Raw genomic sequence first — 19,529 nt, 5'->3', positions numbered from 1 at the left:
GTGCCGCGCACCTGCGACAAGCCGCACGCGTCGGGGGTGCAATGGCGATTGCGATTAAGCGCGAGCGGTGCAATAGGCAAGGCCATGTCGGGAGGCTTGTCGTACGGATCGCGCGAGGCCGCGTACCATGACCAGCGCTCCCCGGCGCGGGGCGCTTCCTTGCGTCTGGCCCTCGCGCTGATCCTGCTGGCGATGCCCGCCACACTCGCGGCGCAGGATGACGCGCAGGATCGGGCCGCCGCTCCCGCGGTAGACCCGCAGCAGGCCGCTCAAGTCATCGCTTTCGAAGCGCGCGAGATCGCCTATGACAGCGAGCGCGAGATCGTCATTGCGCGTGGCAATGTCATCCTGCGCTCGGAAGATCGCTCGGTCCGCGCCGACGAGATCACCTGGGACCGCGCCACCGGCAAGATCATCGCCACCGGCAATATCCGGCTGGTTGACGATGCCGGCAACCAGCTGTTCACCGATCAGGTCGAGCTGACCGAGACTTTCGAAGCCGGGGCCATGGCCGAGCTGCTGATCGCGCTCAGGGCTGGGGGCCGGCTCGCCGCGCGATCGGCCGAACGCGGCGAGGACGGCATCGCGCTGCTCACCGATGCGGCCTATTCGGCCTGCGCGGTGACGGGCGAGGACGGCTGCGCCCGGAACCCCAGCTGGCGGATCACCGCCGACAAGGTGACGTTCGACCAGAAGGCCCAGCGGGTGCGCTTCGAAGGCGCTATGCTGGAATTGTTCGGCGCGCGCATCCTGCCCCTGCCCGGCCTCGCGCTGCGCACCGACGGCAAGGCAGAAAGCGGCTTTCTCGTCCCTGATTTCCGGATCAGCCAGGTCAACGGTCTGGAAGTCAGCGGCGAATATTACTGGCGCCTCGCCGACAACCGCGACCTCACGCTCGGGGCCTATGTGTTCTCCGACGTCGCGCCGATGGCGAGCGCCAAGTGGCGACACCTGACCGACAAGGGCGCCTACCAGATCAGTGGCTACCTCACCGCCAGCGACCGACTGACCGATTTCACCGGCGGGCAAAGCTTCCAGAACCGCCCGCGCGGCTACATCGAAAGCAACGGGCGCTTCCAGTTCTCGCCCGAATGGAGCCTGACCGGTTCGATTCGCATCGCATCCGACCGCACCTTCCTGCGCCGTTACGATCTCAGCCGCGACGACCGCCTGCGTTCGACCATCAACCTCGAACGCATTACCGGGAAATCCTATTTCTCGCTCGCCGGCTGGGCGACCCAAACGCTCAGGATCAATGCCGATCAGGGACAGGTGCCGCTCGCCCTGCCCGCGCTCGACTATCGCCAGATCGTCTCCGATCCGCTGCTTGGCGGCCAGATCGAGTTCCAGGTGAACAGCCTTGCGCTGTTGCGCAACGACGGGCAAGACACCCAGCGCGCCTTTGCTGGAGCGAAGTGGGATCTGCGGCGACTGACCGCGCTGGGGCAGGTGGTCACGCTGACCGCGCTGGTGCGCGGTGACATTTACAACACCGACAACATCCTGGCGACCGCGACCCCGAGCTATCGCGGCAACGAAGGCTGGACCGCGCGTGGAATCGCGACCGCCGCGATCGACATCGAATGGCCGTTCGTGGGTGAGGCCCTTGGCGGCACGCAGGTCCTCAAACCCCGGGTGCAGATCGTCGCCAGCCCGCGCTTGCGCAATCTCGATGTGTCCAACGAAGATGCCCGGGCGATCGACCTGGAGGATTCCAACCTCTTCGCGCTCAACCGCTTCCCCGGCTACGACCGGGTCGAGGACGGCACGCGCGTGACCTGGGGTGTGGACTGGGAACTCCAGCGACCGGGCTGGAGAGTCTCGACCACCATCGGCCAGTCCTATCGGTTCGATGATCCGGCTGAACAGATCTTTCCCACCGGCACCGGCCTGTCCGAGCGGGTGTCCGATTTCGTCGGACGCACGCAAGTGCGCTTGCGCGATTTCATCAACCTCACGCATCGATTCCGGCTCGACAAGGACAACCTCGCGGTGCGCCGCAACGAGATCGACGCGACCATCGGATCGCGCCGCAATTATGTCGAATTTGGCTACCTGCGGCTCAATCGCGACATCCAGACGGTCGAGGATCTGCGTGACCGCGAAGAACTGCGCGCCGCAGCGCGCATCGCGCTGGGGCGAACGTGGTCGGTGTTCGGATCGGGCGTGTTCAACCTCACCAATACCGACGAGGACCCGGTGTTCCAGCCCGATGGCTTCGAACCGATCCGCACCCGGTTTGGCATTGCCTATGCCGATGACTGCATCGAATTCGGCGCAACCTGGCGACGCGATTTCATCGACGCGGGCGATGCCCGGCGCGGAAACACGTTCCAGCTGTTCTTCGCGCTGCGCAATCTCGGCTTTCGCTGATGCGGTCAGCGAATTGGCAGCGCGGATAATTGGGGGTAAGGGCCTGTCGCAGTGGCCAGCGCCGCGGGCCGGGTCTAAGGCGGGACTCAGCTTCCATTCAGCCGCGCTGAAGCAAGGGCTGCACCAGATTGCGTGAGGGGTCGCGCACAAATGAGCGAAGGCGGGAATGAACGCGTGAGAATGAAGCTGTTTTCGAACAAGGCCGGAATGCCGCTGCGAGCCAGGGCGATGCTGGCCTCGCTGGCTGCGCTCGCGCTGGTTCCGGCTGCGGCGCCGGCGCAGACCGTGGCGGTGCCGACAGCCGACAATCCCTTCGGCCTGCCCGAGGACATCACGATTTTCGGCAAGACCGATCCCAATCGCCGCGCAGCGACGGCGGTGGTCAACGGCTATGTCATCACCGGCACCGATATCGATCAGCGCGTCGCGCTCGTCACCGCATCCTCGGATGTTCCGGTGTCCGACGACGAGCTTCTGCGCCTGCGGGTCCAGGTGCTGCGCAACCTAATCGACGAGACCTTGAAAATCCAGGCGGCCGAAGCCGCCGAAATGAAGGTCACCCCCCAGGAGGTGGAGGAGACCTACCAGCAGCTCGCCGCGCAGAACTTCGGCAACGAGCCGAAGAAGATGGACGAATATCTGCTCCAGATCGGATCCTCGCCCGCATCGCTCAAGCGTCAGATCGAAGGCGAGATGGCGTGGGAGAAACTCCTGCGCCGCAACATCATGCCTTTCGTCAACGTTTCGGCCGAAGAGGTCAATGACGTGCTCAAGCGTCTGAACGAGGCCAAGGGCACCGAAGAATACCGCCTTGGCGAGATCTATCTTTCGGCCACCAGCGAGAACCGCGCGGCGGTGCTCAAGAATATCGAGGCGATCATGGAGCAGCTCCGCCAGGGCGGCAGCTTCGTCGCCTATGCGCGTCAGTTCTCCGAAGCGACCACGGCGGTGGTGGGCGGCGATCTGGGCTGGGTGCGGCTCGGCCAGCTGCCTCCGCAGCTCGCCGCCGCCGCGCGGCAGATGCAGCCGGGCCAGCTCAACGGGCCGATCGAGATTCCCGGCGGCTTCTCGATCCTTTACCTGATCAACAAGCGTCAGGTGCTGATGGCTGATCCGAACGAGGCGGTGCTGAACCTCAAGCAAATCTCGATCTCCTTCCCCGAAGGTGTGACCGAGGCGGCGGCGACCGCGAAGGTCGAGCAATTCGGCCGCTTCATCGAGTCCCTGCGCGGCTGCGGCGAGGTCGAGGCAGCGGCGGCGGCATTCGGCGCGCAGGTTGTGGCGAATGACCAGATCAAGGCCGCCAACCTGCCCGATCAGCTGCGCGCGATCGTGCTCAACCTGCAGATCGGCCAGACCACCCCGTTGTTTGGCGGAATCAGGGAGGGCGTGCGCGTGCTGATGCTGTGCGGACGTGACGATCCCAAGGATGCCGGCGCGCCGAGCTTCGCATCGGTGATGGACCAGCTCGAACAGGAGCGGGTCAACAAGCGCGCCCAGCGTTACCTGCGCGACCTGCGCAACGACGCCTATATCGAATACAATTGACGGCAAGCGCGGCACCTCTTGCGATCGCTTTGGGCGATCCGGCGGGGATCGGCCCCGAAGTCATCCTCGGCGCCTGGGCCAGGCTGCGGGCCGGGTGCCGCGCCCCGCCTGTATTCGTGGTTGGCGGGCCGGGTCTGCTCGCCGCCTGTGCCGAGCGGCTCGGGATCGACTGCCCGATCGTGCCGATCGCCGACCCGTCCGAGGCGCTCTACGCCAGTGCCGCCGGCCTGCCGGTGCTGGCCTTGCTCGACGGCCCCTACCAGCCCGCCGCCCCCTCGCCGGATGGCGCCCGCCTCGCGCTGGCCTCGCTGCAATGGGCAACCAAGTGCGCGCTGGCCGGCGCGTCGTGCGCGATCGTCACCGCGCCTGTCGCCAAGAGCGCGCTGGCGGCGATTGGCTGGGACTATCCGGGCCAGACCGAATATCTCGCCGACGCCTGCGGCAAACCCTATCGCGACGCGGTGATGATGCTGGCCGGGCCGAGCTTGCGCACCGTCCCGCTCACCGTCCATGTCGCGCTCGCCGAGGTGCCCGCGCTGCTCTCGGCCGAGCTTGTCAGCCACAAGGCGCGGATCGTCGCCGCCGCTCTCAGCCGCGACTTCGGCATTGCCCAGCCCCGCCTCGCGATTGCCGCGCTCAATCCCCATGCGGGGGAAGGCGGGCAGTTCGGCGACGAGGAAGCGCGCATCATCGCGCCGGCCATTGCCGCCTTGCGGGCCGAAGGCATCGAAGCCTTCGGCCCGGTGCCGGGCGATGCGCTGTTCACGCCCCGGGCGCGGGAAACCTATGACGCGGCGCTCGCGATGTATCACGATCAGGCGCTGATCCCGATCAAGGCACTGGAAGTGGACGAGGGCGTCAACGTCACGCTCGGCCTGCCCATCATCCGCACCTCGCCCGATCACGGCACCGCCTTCGACATCGCCGGCCAGGGAATCGCCGATCCCGGTGCGATGACCGCGGCGATCGTGATGGCGGCGGAGATGGCGGCGGCGCGGGCGCGCGCATGACCACTCTTCCCCCCATCCGCGAGGTGATCGCCCGTCACGGCCTGGCCGCCTCCAAGGCGCTGGGGCAGAACTTCCTGCTCGACGAGCAGCTGCTTGCCCGCATCGCCGCGCTGCCGGGCGATCTGGCGGGCGCACGGGTGCTCGAAGTCGGCCCCGGCCCCGGAGGTCTTACCCGCGCCCTGCTGCGCGCCGGCGCGAAGGTTACCGCCATCGAGATGGACCGCCGCTGCCTGCCCGCGCTTGCCGAACTGGGCGAGGCATTTCCGGGGCAGCTCACCGTGATCGAGGGTGACGCGCTTGCTCTCGATCACAATGCGCTGATGGACGACGCGCCCTTCCACGTGCTCTCGAACCTGCCTTATAATGTCGGCACCGCGCTGTTCGTGCGCTGGCTCGGCGGTGAGGCCTGGCCGCCGCTGTGGCACTCGCTCACGCTGATGTTCCAGCGCGAGGTCGCCGACCGGATCGTCGCATCGGCAGGCGATGACGCCTATGGCCGCCTCGCGGTGCTCGCCCAGTGGCGCGCCGAGGCCCGCCTTGCGATGAAAGTCCACCGCAGCGCCTTCACCCCGCCGCCCAAGGTGATGAGCGCGATCGTCCATGTCACCCCCACCGCGATGCCCGAGGGCGTCTCGGCGCACACCCTCGAACGCCTGACCGAGGCCGCCTTCGGCCAGCGCCGCAAGATGCTGCGTCAGAGCCTCAAAGGTGTTCCGGGGGCGCTGGAGGCGCTCGAAAGCCTCGGCATCGACGAAACCCGCCGCGCCGAAACGATCAGCGTGGCAGAGTTCGTCGCCATAGCCCGCGCCATGCATGGGTGATCGATCGGCCGGTTGGCGTTCAGCTTCGCGCTTGTTGGAGACACATGAGACACTGTCCTGAACGCAAAAACCTGCCCCTTCACAAGGCGAGTCCGGTGGCAGCGAGGCGCGGGAGAGACAGGCCATGGGGAAAGCCTGCCAATCCGCGCGCCTGTAGGAAACCGCGCGTCTAACCCGCCTTCCTGATCTTTCGCCAGTGGTGCAGCAGCGGTTCGGTATAGCCGCTCGGCTGTTCCACCCCCTTGAAGATCAGATCCTTGGCGGCTCTGAACGCCGGGCCATCCTCGTTGCCCGTCAGCGGCACATAGAGCGGATCGCCTGCGTTCTGCGCATCGACCTTGGCGGCCATGCGCGTGAGGCTGTCCATCACTTGTGCCTCGGTAATCACCCCGTGCAGCAGCCAGTTGGCGATGTGCTGCGAGGAGATGCGCAGCGTCGCGCGGTCTTCCATCAGGCCCACATCGTTGATGTCGGGCACCTTGGAGCAGCCCACGCCCTGATCGATCCAGCGCACCACATAGCCGAGCAAGCCCTGGCAATTATTGTCGAGCTCCTCGCGGATTTCCGCCTCCGACCAGTTCGCCCCGTCGGCCAGCGGAATCGCAAGCAGATCGTCGAGGCCCGGCGGTTCAGGCAGGTGCTTTTGCACCGCGAACACGTCGATCTGGTGATAATGCAGCGCGTGGAGCGTCGCGGCAGTGGGGGACGGCACCCACGCGGTGTTGGCGCCCGCCTTGAGATGGCCCAGCTTCTCGATCATCATCTGCCCCATCAGATCGGGTGCGGCCCACATGCCCTTGCCAATCTGGGCCTTGCCCGAAAGCCCGTGGGCAAGGCCGATAGCAACGTTGCGGGCCTCGTAGGCCTTGAGCCACGCGCTGCCCTTCATCGCGCCCTTGCGGAGCATCGGCCCGGCGCGCATCGAGGTGTGGATTTCATCGCCCGTCCGGTCGAGGAAGCCGGTGTTGATGAAGACGATCCGGTCACGCACCGCATGGATGCAGGCGGCAAGATTGGCGCTGGTGCGGCGTTCTTCATCCATCACGCCGACCTTGATGGTGTGGCGCGGGAGTTGAAGCAGATCCTCAACTGCGTCGAACAAGTCGTTAGTAAAAGAGCATTCTTCCGGCCCATGCATCTTCGGCTTGACGATGTAGATACTGCCGGTACGCGAATTGCCGAACCGCCCGTGGCCCTCGATATCGAGGGTCGAGATCGCGCTGGTGAAGACCGCGTCCATGATGCCCTCGGGCACCTCGCTGCCATCGGCGAGGTGGATCGCGGGGTTGGTCATCAGGTGGCCGACATTGCGTACGAACATCAGGCTGCGGCCCGGCAGAGTTTGGGTGCTGCCATCAGCGGCGGTGTAGGCCTTGTCGCCTGCCAGCGTGCGGGTCAGCATGCGGCCGCCCTTCTCGAAGCTCTCCGAGAGATCGCCGCGGATGATGCCGAGCCAGTTGGTGTAGGCGAGCAGCTTGTCCTCGGCATCGACCGCGGCGACCGAATCCTCGCAATCGGCGATGGTCGTGAGCGCGGCCTCGACGATGATGTCGGCAATCCCGGCCTTGTCGGTCGCGCCGACAGGCGTGCTCGAATCGAACACAACTTCAACGTGCAGCCCGTTGTTCCTGAGAAGAATCCCCTTCTCCGTTTCGCCGATATATTGGTCCGCCCTCGCGAGCGAGATGCCCTCACGCCCCGTCAGATCGGCCCAGCTTCCGTTCGCGAGCGGAAAGGTATCATCCAAAAACTGCCGCCCGCGCGCGATCACCGCTGCGCCGCGTTCGGGGTCATAGCCGCCAGGGCGCGCCGGGGCCGCGTCGAGCGCGTCGGTGCCGTAGAAGGCATCGTAGAGGCTTCCCCACCGGGCATTCGCCGCGTTCAGCAGGAAGCGCGCATTGAGAATCGGCACGACCAGCTGCGGGCCGGCCATGGTGGCGATTTCGGGATCGACGTTCTGCGTGCCGATGATGAAGTCACCCGGCTCGGGAACAAGGTAGCCGATCTGCGTCAGGAAGGCCTTGTAGGCCGCTGCGTCATGCGGCTTTCCGGCACGTTCGCTGTGCCACGCATCGATCTGCGCCTGCAATTCCTCGCGCTTGGCCAGCAGCGCACGATTACGCGGCACGAAGTCGGCGAGCAGCGCGGCAAAGCCCTGCCAGAAAGCCTCGACATCGCGCCCAAGAGGGCCGAGAACCTGCGTTTCAAGGAAATTCGCCAGGCGGGAATCGATGGCGATGCCGGCGCGGGTGATCATTTCAGTCATCTTGGTCCTCGTGGGTTGTCAGGGCCCGGGGAGGAGAGGACGGGCCGCCCTATGGCGCAGGGGAGATTGGATTGCAACGGGTTGGACTGGTGCGCGCGGGCGGCTAGAGGGAGGGCATGGACGCAACCCGGACGATCGACTCCGCCGCGATGCTGGCGCAGGTGCGCGCGTGGAGCGCGATCAACACCGGCACGGCGAATCTCGCCGGCTTGGCAAGCCAAGCCGCCGCGCTGGCCGAGGCCTTTGCGGCCCTGCCCGGGAGCGTCGAACTGGTCGATCCGGCCCCGGTCACCGCAATTGCCGCCGACGGCAGCACCTGCGACAAGCCGCACGGTCAGCATCTGGTGGTGCGTGTGCGCCCGCAGGCGAACCGGCGCATCCTGCTCACCGGCCACATGGACACGGTGTTCCCTGCCGATCACCCCTTCCAGCACCAGCGCTGGCTCGACGCGCAGACGCTGAACGGTCCGGGGGTTGCCGACATGAAGGGGGGTATCGCGGTGATGCTCCACGCGCTGCTGGCCTTCGAGCAGACCGCGGCCGCCTCCAGCCTGGGCTATGACGTGCTGATCAATTCCGACGAGGAAACCGGTTCGCTCGCCAGCGCCGCGCTGATTGCCGAGCTGGCCGCAGGCAAGCTGGCCGCGCTGACCTATGAGCCTGCCGCCCTGCCCGACGGCACGCTCGCGCATACGCGCGGGGGCACCGGAAACTATTCGATCATCTTCACCGGCCGCAGCGCCCATGCCGGACGCAACCCGCACGAGGGGCGCAATGCGATCGTCGCCGCGGCTGACCTGATCCTGCGGCTGAAGGCGCTGGAGACCCCGGACATCACCATCAACCCGGCCAGGCTTGAAGGCGGTGCGGCCAATAATGTCGTGCCCGATCATGCCGTCCTGCGCTTCAACATCCGCCCGAAGACTGTCGAGGCAGGGGCTGCCTTCGATCATGCTCTCAATCACTTGCTGATCGATATTCAGGCTGTTCACGAAGTTTCGACCGCGCGGCACGGCGGCGTCACCCGCCCGCCCAAGCCCGTCGATGCCAAGACCCAGCGCCTGTTCGATCTGGTGCGCGAATGCGGTGCCGAGCTGGGCCAGGAGATCGGCTGGCAATCCACCGGCGGGGTGTGCGATGGCAATAACATTGCCGCCTGCGGGGTGCCCGTGGTCGACACCATGGGCGTGCGCGGCGGGGCGATCCACTCCCCCGACGAATATCTCATCATCCCGAGCCTCGCCGAGCGCGCGGCGCTGTCCGCCCGCGTCATCGAGCGCCTGGCCTTAGGAGCAATATCGTGACCTTCCGCCTGCGCGCCGCGCGCACCACCGATCTTGAGGCACTCTACGAAATGGCCAAGCTGACAGGCGGCGGGTTCACCAACCTCCCACCCGATCGCGCGGCGCTCAAGGCCAAGCTCGAACGCGCCGAGGCAGCCTTCGCGCGCGGGTGCGATTCGCTGGCCGACGAGCTGTTCGTGCTCGTGCTGGAGAATGCCCGCACCGGGGCAGTGCGCGGCACCTGCCAGTTGATGAGCCAGGTCGGCCAGCGCTGGCCGTTCTATTCGTACCGCCTCAACACGCTGACCCAGTATTCGCAGGAGCTCGACCGCACGGTGCGCGCTGAACTGCTCAGCCTCGTGACCGATCTTGAAGGCTCGAGCGAGGTCGGCGGGCTGTTCCTCCACCCCAACGAACGCGCCGGGGGCCTCGGTCTGCTGCTCGCCCGTTCGCGCTACCTGTTCATCGCCATGCATCGCCCCCGCTTCGCCGACCGCATCATCGCGGAACTGCGCGGGATCATCGACGAGCGCGGCGCATCGCCCTTCTGGGACGGCGTCGCCGGGCGCTTCTTCGGGATGAGCTTTCAGGAGGCGGACTATTTCAACGCGATCAACGGCAACCAGTTCATCGCCGATCTGATGCCCAAGCACCCGGTCTATGTCGCGATGCTGAGCGAGGATGCAAGGAGCGTGATCGGCGTGCCCCATCCCACCGGCCGCGCGGCGATGCGGATGCTGGAGGACGAGGGCTTCCGTGCCGAGGGCTATGTCGACATCTTTGACGGCGGGCCGACGATGGTGGCGCGCACCGACGATGTCGCCAGCGTCAAGAACAGCGCGCCTGCGAAGGTCACTTCGCTCGCCGTGAGCGAGGGTGAGAAGGCAATCCTGGCTACCGGGCGGCTCGGCACCTTCCGGGCCTGCTTCGGCGCGCGGGTGCTCGACGGGGAGGGCGGAATCGCGATCGATTCGGCCAGCGCCGACCTGCTCGATGTGTGCGAGGGCGACACGGTGTGGAGCGTGGCGCGTTAGAGCAGGGCCGGCTCATCACCAGGGGCGCAGCGACGCGGTAATCCATGGCCCGCCCGCGCGCGACGACAGAACCGACATGGATGGCCGCGCGGCCGAAGGGCCCGACGCGCTGACGAATGGGATGGGAAATATGCTTACCGAGATCAATTTCGACGGGATCGTCGGCCCCTCGCACAACTACGCCGGCCTCAGCCTCGGCAATATCGCCAGCGCAAGCCATGCGGGCGATCCGTCCTATCCGCGCGCCGCGGCCTTGCAGGGCTTGGCCAAGATGCGCGGCAACCTTGCGCGGCTCGGCGTGCAGGGCTTCCTGCTGCCGCTGCCCCGCCCGAACCACGCGCTGACGCGGGCGCTCGCGCTCGACGGCACCGAAGCGCCGCAGCTGCGCGCCGCGCCGTGGTCGGCCTCATCGATGTGGACCGCCAATGCCGCGACGGTCTCGCCCGCGCCCGACACCGCCGATGGCCGTTGCCACCTCACACCTGCCAACCTCGTCACCATGCTCCACCGCGCCCAGGAATGGCCCGATACCAAGCGTCAGCTGGAAATCGCCTTCGGCGATAGGCGTCACTTTGCGATCCACGACGCCGTCCCGCCGACCTTCGGCGATGAAGGCGCGGCCAACCACATGCGGCTGTGCGAAAGCCACGATGCCCCCGGTGTCGAAGTGTTCGTCTATGGCAAGACCGGCGGGCGCTTCCCCGCACGCCAGCACGAACAGGCCAGCCGCCTTGTCGCCCGCGCGCACGGCCTGGATCCGGCGCGCACCGTGTTCATCGAGCAGAACCCCGCAGCAATTGCCGCAGGCGCCTTCCACAATGACGTGGTCGCGGTGGCCAATGGCCGCGTGCTGTTCACCCACGACATGGCCTTCGCCGACCAGCAGGGCGCCTATGCCGCAATCCGCGCGGCCTTCCCTGGGCTCGAGGTGATCGAGGTGCCATCATCCGCCGTGTCGCTGGAGGAAGCAATCCGCACCTATCTGTTCAATGCCCAGCTGCTGACACTGCCGAGCGGCGAGATGGCGCTGATCGTCCCCGAGGAGTGCCGCGAGAGCGCTGCCGTGTGGAGCTGGGTCGAGGCGATGCTCGCATCCAATGGCCCAATCCGTCAGGTGATCCCGGTCGATGTGCGCCAGTCGATGGCCAATGGCGGCGGCCCCGCCTGCCTGCGGCTGCGGGTGGTTTGCGATCCGGCCACCGTCGACTCACGCTTCCTGCTCGACGCGGCGAAGGCAGACCTCATCGAAAGCATCATCGCCGCCCATTGGCCTGAGCAGATCGACCCGTCCGATCTTGGCACAATGGCATTGGCGAACAGCGTGATTGCGGCACGGCTCGCCTTGCTAGAGGCGCTCGACCTCACCGAGCTTGGTTAACGCGTTTGCCGACTCGGGTGCGACGGGTTTAGGGTTACGGCCGTGTTAAGGAAGGCACCAATGCACGGTGCCCCACATGCCCCGGGAGAGCCCATGCTGCGCAAGATCGGTCGGCTATTCGTGATCAAGACGCGCTTCGAGGCGTTTATGATTATCTATGCCCTTGCCTTGGGTTCGACCGCGCGCGGCACCGAATATCTCCACAAGTTTCCGGGCTTCGGTGGCCAGCTCTTGTTCCTCGCCACCAGCGGCGCGGTGTTTCTAGCAGGCGCGAAGATGCTCGACTGCCTGAGGCTGGAAAAGGAAGTGGCCGAGTTGCGCGCCCAGGTGAACCAAGCGGCGCAATGATCATCGGGCTGGCTGCGCCGCGCCGCTGACCGCAGAAGGTGGGGGATTCTGTTGCTAGGCTCCCCCGGGCCCCCGGTTTCCGATTCTGTTACCCGGTTCGGTCCGAACCGTGCTCAAAGCGTCGTAAATTCAGGCCGTCAGGCCGTCACATTACGCAGCGAGAGCAAGTGCTTCGTTGTCGTTGGCACTTATGGGTTTTGAGCCTTTGACGGGTTACTCAGCCCGGGCGAAAACACTGCTTTTCAACACACGTCGATCCTGGTTCGGCCCCATCAGCTGGGCCGCGCGGCCGGCACGCTTCACGCGCGCTGACCATGAGGCCCGGCCCAAGTGGTGGAGCCGCCGGGTACTGCCCCCGGGTCCGTTGCGTCTATTGCACAGCGCAATTTATCGCCATAGCCGGCCGAAACCGGCAAAGGCAGATATAGCGCGGCATTCCTGAATGTGAAGGGGATGAAACCGGGCCGGAGCAGCCAGGGAGCATAAAGCGCCAGGCTTCCATTTTGACCCCGCCAGATCCGCCCTGCCCGATGTTCCATGCAGAACACCGGGCAAGGCGACCTGTCATCACTTCTTTAGTGCGTCGCGGATTTCGGCGAGCAGTTCCACCTCGGTCGGCCCGGCCGGCGCTGCCTCGGCGGGCGGCATGAGCTTGTTCGCCTGACGTACGATGAGGAAGATGACAAAAGCCAGGATGAGGAAGTTGATGATGGCCGTGATGAAGCTGCCCAGAGCAAGCACATTGGCCCCGGCCTCACGTGCGGCGGCGAGCGACGCTCCGGCGGGCGCTTCGCCCGACAGAACGATGTATTTGTTGGAAAAATCAACTCCGCCGCCGGTAAGAAGACCAATCAGTGGCATGAGCACATCATCGGTCAGCGAGCTGACGATAGCACCGAAGGCGCCGCCGATGATCACCCCGACCGCGAGGTCGAGGACATTGCCGCGCGCAATGAAGGCCTTGAATTCCGACAGCATGAAAACCCCCTTTGGTTTGTGGTGAACCATGCTGTGGCACTCTGGCTGCGCGGTGCCAAGCCATTCTCGCACCATGCTCTCGCTTGAACGGGCAAAGTGGTGTGCTATATCCACAATACAGGAGTTTGCTGCCCGGGTGCCATTTTGTCCGGGCGATCAGGAGGGATCGATCAATGACGTTCACCACCATGCTGCGCGGCGCCCTTGCCGCACTCGCTGCGCTCAGCCTTGCGGCCTGCGGTATCAATTCGGTGCCGACCAAGGAAGAAGCCGCCAAGGCGCAGTGGGGCAATGTCGAAAGTGCGCTCCAGAACCGTTCGGACAAGATCCCCAACCTCGTCGCCGTGGTGCAGGCCGCAGCGATCTCGGAAAAGGACATCCTCCAGGGCGTGATCGACGCGCGCGCCCGCGCCACTTCGATCAACATCACCACCGATGACCTTTCGAACCCCGAAGAATTCAAGAAGTTCAACGAAGCGCAGAATCAGCTGACGCAGGCTTTGGGCCAGCTGCGCACCGTGGTCGAAAACTATCCGCAGCTCGCCAGCCAGCCACGCTTCGCCGATCTGATGGTGGCGATCGACGAGGCCAACAACCAGATCAACACCGAGCGGGTGCGCTACAATGATCTGGCGCGCGACTACAATACCGAGATCCGCACCTTCCCCTCGAATATCGCGGCCAACATCATCTATGGCGCCAAGCCGCTCGAATATTTCGAGGCCGATGAAGGCGCCAAGGCCAACCCCAAGGTCGACATGAGCGCCATCACCGGCTCTGCGGCGCCGGCGGCCGCGAACTGAGGTGATTGCCCCCTTCGCCCCGCTGCGCCGGGTGCTGTTGCTGTTGGCGGGCCTGCTCTGGCTCGTCTTGCCCGGCATATCGCAGGCGCAGGACTACCCACCGCGCCCGGACGGCCCGGTCTATGACGGGGCAGATATCCTCTCGCCCGCAACCGAGGCGCAGCTCGATGCGACCTTGCGCGCCTATAACAAGCAGACCGGCCGCGCGATCATCGTCGCCACGGTGCCGAGCCTCGGCGGGGCCAGCATCGAAACCTATGCGACGACCTTGTTCACCGACAAGTGGGGCATCGGCGGCGCCAAGCGCGATGCCGGCCTGCTGCTGCTGATCGCACCTAACGAGCGCAAGCTCAGGATCGAGGTCGGCTATGGCCTGCACGGCTATTTCGGCGGGATCATGGCCGGACGGGTGATCAACGATGTCATCACCCCGCGCTTCAAGGAAGGCAATTTCGATGCCGGCGTGACGGAAGGGGTCGCCGCGATCCTCGCGCATCTGGCCAAGAGCCCGGAGGACGCGATCGCGATCGAGGAGGCCGCACAGGCGGCAGCCGCAAAGGAGAGCCGGGCCGAGGGCGGCTTTCCCTTCGGCGTGCTGATCTGGCTGGCCTTCGTGTTCTTCTTCTTCGTTCTGCCGATCCTTTCGGGACGCAGGCGGCGACGCAAGTATCGCGCCAGCGGCGCCGGCCCATGGGGTGGTCGCGGCCGCGACGCTGCCGATACCGCGCGCGACATCATCCTGTGGGAGGTCGGCAGCGCGATCCTGCGCGGCGCGCTCTCCGATCGCGGCAATGGCGGCTGGGGTGGTGGGGACGGCGGTTTCGGCGGCGGCGGCTTCGGCGGCTTCGGCGGCGGGAGTTCCGGGGGCGGCGGCGCCTCGGGAGGTTGGTAAGACATGGCCTGGCTTGATGATGCAGGACGCAGGCGCGTCGCCGAAGCGGTGACCGCCGCTGAAAGCCGCACCTCGGGCGAGATCGTCACCGTGCTGACGGATCGTTCGGACGGCTACACCGATGTTGCCCTGCTGTGGGCGACAGGCGCGGCCTTTACCGCGATGAGCGTGTTTGCCGCCTTCCCCCTGCCCTTTCTCGAAGCATGGGATGCGCTGCTGGGCGGCTGGGGTCACCAATGGACCGCCGGCGAGCTCGCCAGCATGGTGATCGCGCTTGGGTTGGTGACGTTTCTCGCGGTGATGCTGGTGCAGCAGTGGGAGCCGCTGAAATTTTTCCTCATCCCCGGCCCCACCAAGACGATCCGCGTCCACAACCAGGCGGTGCGCCAGTTCAAGGTCGGCGCGGAACGGCGCACCACCGGGCGCACCGGGGTGCTGATCTATCTCTCGATGCGCGAACACCGCGCCGAGATCGTCGCCGACGAAAGCATCGCCGCGCTGGTTCCCGCCGAGGTGTGGGGCGAGGCAATGGCCGATATGCTCGCCGAAATCCGCAAGGGCCGCATCGCCGAGGGGCTGGCGGCCGGCATCCGCGATGTCGGCTTCGTGCTCGCCGAACATTTCCCGCGCGGCAGCGAGGATGTGAACGAGCTGCCCGACCGGCTGATCGAGGTTTGACGAATTATCCCCTTGACCCTGGTGCATCGAACCTGTCGAAGGGCGGGCCATTCCTGCCCGACGGAGCACAGCTTGGAACGAGACCGCGACGCCGACCTGCCCGAACAGGTGATGTGGGAAGGCCGCTTCATCACCGCCAAGAAACGCGGACGCTGGGAATATGTCGGGCGCGCGCGCGGAATCCGCGCGGCGGCGATCATCGCGCTCGATAGGGATCCGGACGGCACCCGCCATGTTATCCTCGTCAGCCAATACCGCGTGCCGCTCGGGCGCTTCAGCCTCGAAATCCCCGCCGGCCTGATTGGCGACGATGAAGGCAAGGAGGGCGAGGATGCGATCAACGCCGCCGCGCGCGAGCTGGAGGAGGAAACCGGCTACCGCGCCGCACGGCTGGAAGTTCTGGGCGAGTTCTATTCCTCGCCCGGCATGGTCTCGGAATGTTTCACCCTGCTCAAGGCGACCGGGCTTGAACGGGTGAGCGAAGGGGGCGGCACCGCAGGCGAGAATATCACCGTCCACCGGGTTGCGCTGTGCGACCTAATGCGCTTCGTGGCCGAGTGGCGGCGCGCGGGCCATGCTCTCGACGTGCGCATCGCGATGCTTTTGACACCGGAATATCTGCGAGAGGATTGAGTTATGACCGGACGTGTAGCGGGCAAGATGGCGCTGGTAACCGGCGGTGCGCAGGGCCTCGGCCGGGCGCATTGCATCCGCTTGGCGCAGGAAGGCGCAAGGGTTCTGGCGACCGACATCAACGGCGCTGGCGCGGCAGAGACCGCGGCGATCATCAACGCCGAGATGGGCGAAGGCACCGCCTTTGCCATGGCGCATGACGTGACCGATCCGGCGCAGTGGGACGCCGTGATCGCCGCCGCGCGCGAGCATCTTGGCGGGCTGAATGTGCTGGTCAACAATGCCGGGATCGGCGTGCCCGGCAATATCGAGACCTGCAGGTTCGAGGACTGGCAGCGCTGCTTCGATGTCAACGTCAATTCGATCTTCCACGGCTGCCAGAAGGCCCTGCCGCTGATGCGCGAACATGCGCCCGGCGCGATCATCAACATCTCCAGCATCGCGGGGCTGATCGCGAGCGACACCATGCCCGCCTACAATGCCAGCAAGGCGGCGGTGTGGATGCTGACGAAGTCGATCGCGCTGCACTGCGCCAAGCAGGGGATGAACATCCGCTGCAATTCGGTCCACCCGACCTTTGTCGACACCCCAATCCTCGACGGGACGGCCAAGGCCCACGCGCTCGACAAGGACGTGCTGATGGAAAAACTGGCGCGGCAGATCCCCTTGAAGTTCGTCGGCGAGCCCAACGACATTGCCAATGCCGTGGTCTATCTGGCGAGCGAGGAAAGCCGCTTCATGACCGGGGCCGAGCTCAAGCTGGATGGCGGTATCAGCGCGATGTAAAGAGAAAGGGGCCGGCAAAGGCCCCTTCCCGGTTTCGTCCGATCAGGTGCAGCGGCCCGATAAACCGGGAACCGCTTTTCCATGGTCGCTGCACTCAATCCGCGATCAGCGCAATCGCCAGGTAGATCAGGATGAAACTGCCAAAGCCGATCAGCGTGCCGGCGACAAAGCCGATGCGGACGAGCAGCGGGTCGATCCCGAAATAGTTGCCTATCCCGGCGCAGACGCCAAAGACCTTGCCGTTGGTCTTGTCGAGGCGGAAGCCAGCCTTGGGCGGCTTGCTACCGGAATGGCGGGCAACGTCGTTCATTGCGATATCACTCCTGTTGCGAATGGGCGGGTGGCGAGGCGGTTACGCCGCCATGCCGGGGCTGGCGGGCAGGATCGCATAGGCGAAGCTGGCAACCGTCAGGATCACCGCGAAGGTGGCGGAAGCGAAGCGGGCTGTGGTTTCGGGGCCAAACATGGAAAATGGGTCCTTTGCGTCAGAATGGTCGGGGTCGGTCAGCGTCAGGCCATCAGGCTCGGGCTGGCGGGAACGATCGCGGTGGCCAGGAAAGCGGCCGAGATGACGACCGAAAAGGCGGCGGCGAACAGGCGGTTCGAGGCATCGAGGGCAAACATTGGCAAGTCTCCTTGGTGTTTTTCGCTGTCCCGCGGGACCATCCCGGGGACGCAAGAAACTTTGCAGGGGTCGTGCCAAACTCGAAAAACCGCAGAATTCCGCCATTCCCAAGCTTTCAGCCTGCAAACGGGACGTTCACCTCGTCGAAAGCTTGGTAATTTTTCCCAATGTTTGGTATATCTGCACCCACGCCTTGCGCTCTGGCCAAATCCCGCCCCTTTCGCTAGCCGCGCTTGAGCCATGGGCCTCAGCCGCATCAGCCTCGAAAACTTCCGCAACCACGCGGCGACCAGCCTCGGCGAAACCGCGCATTTCAACCTGCTGGTGGGCGAGAACGGCGCGGGCAAGACCAATCTGCTCGAAGCGCTCTCGCTGCTCGGACCGGGACGCGGCCTCAGGCGCGCCAATCTCGGCGATCTCGCCCGTAGGCCGGCGCCCGGCGATGCTCCCCTGCCTTTTGCCATAGGTGCGAGCCTGACCGAGGCGGGTACGGTCTCCGCCCGGCTCGGCACCTATACCGAGGCCGGACAGCCGGGGCGGCGGCTGGTGCGGGTCAATGGTGCGCCCGCCAGCGCGGCAAGCCTGGCCGAGTGGTTGGCGCTGTCATGGCTGACCCCGGCGATGGACGGGCTGTTCACCGACAGCGCCGGCGCGCGGCGGCGGTTCATGGACCGTATGGCGCTGGCCATCGCGCCCGATCACGCACGCCGGGTCAGCGCGCTCGAAACCGCGCTGCGCGAACGCGGGCGGCTGTTGGAAAAGGGCGGCGATCCGCGCTGGATCGATGCGCTCGAAGCGCAGGCGGCCGAGCATGGCGCAGCGGTGGGCGCAACCCGCGCCGCGCTGGTGGCCCGGCTGGCGGACGAGCTGTCAGCCCTGCCGCCCGAGCCGTTCGCCCGCCCTGCTCTCACCTATTGTCCCGGCGGCCCGCTGGACGAGGGCGCCCTGCGCGCCGAACTCGCCCGTGGGCGCGCGCGCGACCGGGCGGCAGGCCGCGCGCTGACCGGCCCGCAGCGCGACGAGCTGGAAGTCGTCATGGCCTCCACCCGCCAGCCCGCCGCATCCTGTTCGACCGGCGAGCAGAAGGCGATGCTGATCGCCATCACCCTTGCCCACGGCATCCTTGCCGCCGCGGGACGCCCGAGCGTGGTTCTGCTCGACGAGGTTGCCGCGCATCTCGATCCTCTACGCCGCACCGAACTGTTCCGGCGCCTGCGCGAGGGCCGGGCGCAGGTGTGGATGACCGGCACCGAACTCGCCCCATTCGACGCGATCCTTGGCGAGGCGGCGGTGTGGCGGGTCAGCGGTGGGAAGGTTGAGCGGCTCTAGGAGGCGCGCGGCGGCAGCGCGCCTTCGACCTCGGCAAGCGTCGAGGCGACCAGCCGCTCGATCCCTTCGGCGGTGGGGTGGATCCTGTCGGCCTGGAACAGCTCCGGCTCGCGGTAGATATCCTCCAGCCAGAACGGGATCAGCGCTGCACCATATTCTCTGGCCAGCTCGGCATAGAGCGCATCGAACTGCTTCTGGTATTCGGGGCCATAATTGGGCGGCGCACGCATCCCCATCAGCAGCACCGGAATGCCGCGCTGCTTGAGCTGTGCGAGCATCTTGCCGAGATTGGCCTTGGTCTCTGCCGGCGCAATCCCGCGCAGCAGATCATTGCCGCCCAGTTCGAGGATGAACAGATCGGGCTTGGACTCCTGCGCATCGAGCGTGAAGGCAAGCCGCTGCAGTCCGGCTGCGCTGGTATCGCCCGAAACGCCGGCATTGGCGATTTTCGCGTTCACGCCCTTGGCTCGCAGCGCCGCTTCAAGCCGCGCCGGATAGCTTTGCGCCGGATCGAGGCCGTAGCCGGCAAACAGGCTGTCACCGAAGGCGAGGATGCGGCGCTCCGGCCCCATCACCGGGATCCGCGGGAGCACCTCGCCACCGGCCTGCGCCGTCGCGGGCACGGGCGCTTCCTCTTTCGCACCCTCGTCCGAGGCATCGCTGCACGCCGCCAGTGCCAGCAGGCTGGCCCCGATCACGACGATATTCGACCAAGTGCGCTTGCGCATCCGCCAGCCTTCCATA

Annotated in this window: 19 protein-coding genes and 1 other RNA gene; 14 read left to right on the top strand and 6 right to left on the bottom strand. The window is 66.1% G+C overall.

Annotated features, from left to right (window positions below; all coding sequences use genetic code 11):
• Positions 1 to 84: 84 nt before the first annotated feature.
• From BZF61_RS01475 to rsmA, 4 genes are all read left to right on the top strand, one after another.
• Complete coding sequence (locus tag BZF61_RS01475; protein WP_086616836.1) at positions 85 to 2,373, top strand: LPS-assembly protein LptD; 2,289 nt, start codon at positions 85 to 87, stop codon at positions 2,371 to 2,373.
• A gap of 180 nt (positions 2,374 to 2,553) precedes the next feature.
• Positions 2,554 to 3,921 carry a peptidylprolyl isomerase gene (locus BZF61_RS01470; protein ID WP_086616928.1) on the top strand — a complete coding sequence of 456 codons (1,368 nt, stop codon included), beginning with the start codon at positions 2,554 to 2,556 and terminating at the stop codon, positions 3,919 to 3,921.
• Positions 3,918 to 4,931: a 4-hydroxythreonine-4-phosphate dehydrogenase PdxA gene (gene pdxA / locus BZF61_RS01465; RefSeq protein ID WP_086616835.1), complete on the top strand. Its 1,014-nt coding sequence runs from the start codon at positions 3,918 to 3,920 to the stop codon at positions 4,929 to 4,931. The genes BZF61_RS01470 and pdxA overlap by 4 nt, the downstream gene beginning before the upstream one ends.
• Positions 4,928 to 5,752: a 16S rRNA (adenine(1518)-N(6)/adenine(1519)-N(6))-dimethyltransferase RsmA gene (rsmA, locus tag BZF61_RS01460; RefSeq protein ID WP_086616834.1), complete on the top strand. Its 825-nt coding sequence runs from the start codon at positions 4,928 to 4,930 to the stop codon at positions 5,750 to 5,752. The genes pdxA and rsmA overlap by 4 nt, the downstream gene beginning before the upstream one ends.
• Positions 5,753 to 5,921: 169 nt before the next feature.
• On the opposite strand, the gene BZF61_RS01455 is transcribed toward rsmA, so the two are convergent.
• On the bottom strand, positions 5,922 to 8,018 hold the full coding sequence (locus tag BZF61_RS01455) for a malate synthase G (protein WP_086616833.1): 2,097 nt from the start codon (positions 8,016 to 8,018) through the stop codon (positions 5,922 to 5,924).
• A 116-nt stretch (positions 8,019 to 8,134) separates the two neighbouring features.
• Between BZF61_RS01455 and BZF61_RS01450 the strand changes: the two genes are divergently transcribed.
• The 4 genes from BZF61_RS01450 (at position 8,135) to BZF61_RS01435 (ending at position 12,061) form a co-directional block, all read left to right on the top strand.
• Entirely contained in the window at positions 8,135 to 9,322 is a 1,188-nt protein-coding gene (locus tag BZF61_RS01450; protein WP_245804452.1) for a hydrolase, read from the top strand.
• Complete coding sequence (locus tag BZF61_RS01445; protein WP_086616832.1) at positions 9,319 to 10,335, top strand: arginine N-succinyltransferase; 1,017 nt, start codon at positions 9,319 to 9,321, stop codon at positions 10,333 to 10,335. The genes BZF61_RS01450 and BZF61_RS01445 overlap by 4 nt, the downstream gene beginning before the upstream one ends.
• Positions 10,336 to 10,465: 130 nt before the next feature.
• Positions 10,466 to 11,713: an N-succinylarginine dihydrolase gene (locus tag BZF61_RS01440; RefSeq protein WP_086616926.1), complete on the top strand. Its 1,248-nt coding sequence runs from the start codon at positions 10,466 to 10,468 to the stop codon at positions 11,711 to 11,713.
• 93 nt (positions 11,714 to 11,806) lie between these two features.
• Positions 11,807 to 12,061 carry a hypothetical protein gene (locus tag BZF61_RS01435; RefSeq protein ID WP_086616831.1) on the top strand — a complete coding sequence of 85 codons (255 nt, stop codon included), beginning with the start codon at positions 11,807 to 11,809 and terminating at the stop codon, positions 12,059 to 12,061.
• A gap of 74 nt (positions 12,062 to 12,135) precedes the next feature.
• Here the strand turns inward: BZF61_RS01435 and ssrA are convergent.
• Both ssrA and mscL read right to left on the bottom strand, forming a co-directional pair.
• Positions 12,136 to 12,514: a transfer-messenger RNA gene (ssrA, locus tag BZF61_RS01430) on the bottom strand.
• A gap of 114 nt (positions 12,515 to 12,628) precedes the next feature.
• Positions 12,629 to 13,039: a large conductance mechanosensitive channel protein MscL gene (gene mscL / locus BZF61_RS01425; RefSeq protein WP_086616925.1), complete on the bottom strand. Its 411-nt coding sequence runs from the start codon at positions 13,037 to 13,039 to the stop codon at positions 12,629 to 12,631.
• Between the two features lie 173 nt (positions 13,040 to 13,212).
• Here mscL and BZF61_RS01420 point away from each other — a divergent pair, with 173 nt between their 5' ends.
• The 5 genes from BZF61_RS01420 (at position 13,213) to BZF61_RS01400 (ending at position 16,831) form a co-directional block, all read left to right on the top strand.
• A complete protein-coding gene (locus BZF61_RS01420) occupies positions 13,213 to 13,842 on the top strand; it encodes a LemA family protein (protein WP_086616830.1) in 630 nt (209 codons plus the stop codon).
• A gap of 1 nt (position 13,843) precedes the next feature.
• Positions 13,844 to 14,734: a TPM domain-containing protein gene (locus tag BZF61_RS01415; protein WP_245804451.1), complete on the top strand. Its 891-nt coding sequence runs from the start codon at positions 13,844 to 13,846 to the stop codon at positions 14,732 to 14,734.
• 3 nt (positions 14,735 to 14,737) lie between these two features.
• Positions 14,738 to 15,412, top strand: coding sequence for a TPM domain-containing protein (locus tag BZF61_RS01410; protein WP_086616829.1), 675 nt, complete (start codon positions 14,738 to 14,740; stop codon positions 15,410 to 15,412).
• 72 nt (positions 15,413 to 15,484) lie between these two features.
• Positions 15,485 to 16,045, top strand: coding sequence for an NUDIX hydrolase (locus tag BZF61_RS01405; protein ID WP_245804450.1), 561 nt, complete (start codon positions 15,485 to 15,487; stop codon positions 16,043 to 16,045).
• Positions 16,046 to 16,048: 3 nt separating this feature from the next.
• Entirely contained in the window at positions 16,049 to 16,831 is a 783-nt protein-coding gene (locus BZF61_RS01400) for an SDR family oxidoreductase (protein ID WP_086616828.1), read from the top strand.
• A gap of 94 nt (positions 16,832 to 16,925) precedes the next feature.
• Here BZF61_RS01400 and BZF61_RS01395 read toward each other — a convergent pair whose 3' ends face one another.
• Positions 16,926 to 17,141: a PspC domain-containing protein gene (locus tag BZF61_RS01395; protein WP_086616827.1), complete on the bottom strand. Its 216-nt coding sequence runs from the start codon at positions 17,139 to 17,141 to the stop codon at positions 16,926 to 16,928.
• A gap of 200 nt (positions 17,142 to 17,341) precedes the next feature.
• Positions 17,342 to 17,455, bottom strand: a complete 114-nt coding sequence (locus BZF61_RS15865; RefSeq protein ID WP_211276691.1) for an enoyl-CoA hydratase — start codon at positions 17,453 to 17,455, stop codon at positions 17,342 to 17,344.
• A 241-nt stretch (positions 17,456 to 17,696) separates the two neighbouring features.
• Here BZF61_RS15865 and recF point away from each other — a divergent pair, with 241 nt between their 5' ends.
• The gene (gene recF, locus BZF61_RS01390; RefSeq protein ID WP_086616826.1) at positions 17,697 to 18,785 is read left to right on the top strand and encodes a DNA replication/repair protein RecF; all 1,089 of its coding nucleotides are present in this window, start codon (positions 17,697 to 17,699) and stop codon (positions 18,783 to 18,785) included.
• Here recF and BZF61_RS01385 read toward each other — a convergent pair.
• Positions 18,782 to 19,513, bottom strand: coding sequence for an arylesterase (locus tag BZF61_RS01385; RefSeq protein WP_245804449.1), 732 nt, complete (start codon positions 19,511 to 19,513; stop codon positions 18,782 to 18,784). The two genes, recF and BZF61_RS01385, sit on opposite strands and share 4 nt — an antisense overlap.
• Positions 19,514 to 19,529: the final 16 nt, after the last annotated feature.

Source organism: Erythrobacter tepidarius (assembly GCF_002155695.1).
GTDB classification, from domain to species: Bacteria; Pseudomonadota; Alphaproteobacteria; order Sphingomonadales; family Sphingomonadaceae; genus Erythrobacter; species Erythrobacter tepidarius.
This window is presented reverse-complemented; position numbering and strand designations above follow the sequence as displayed.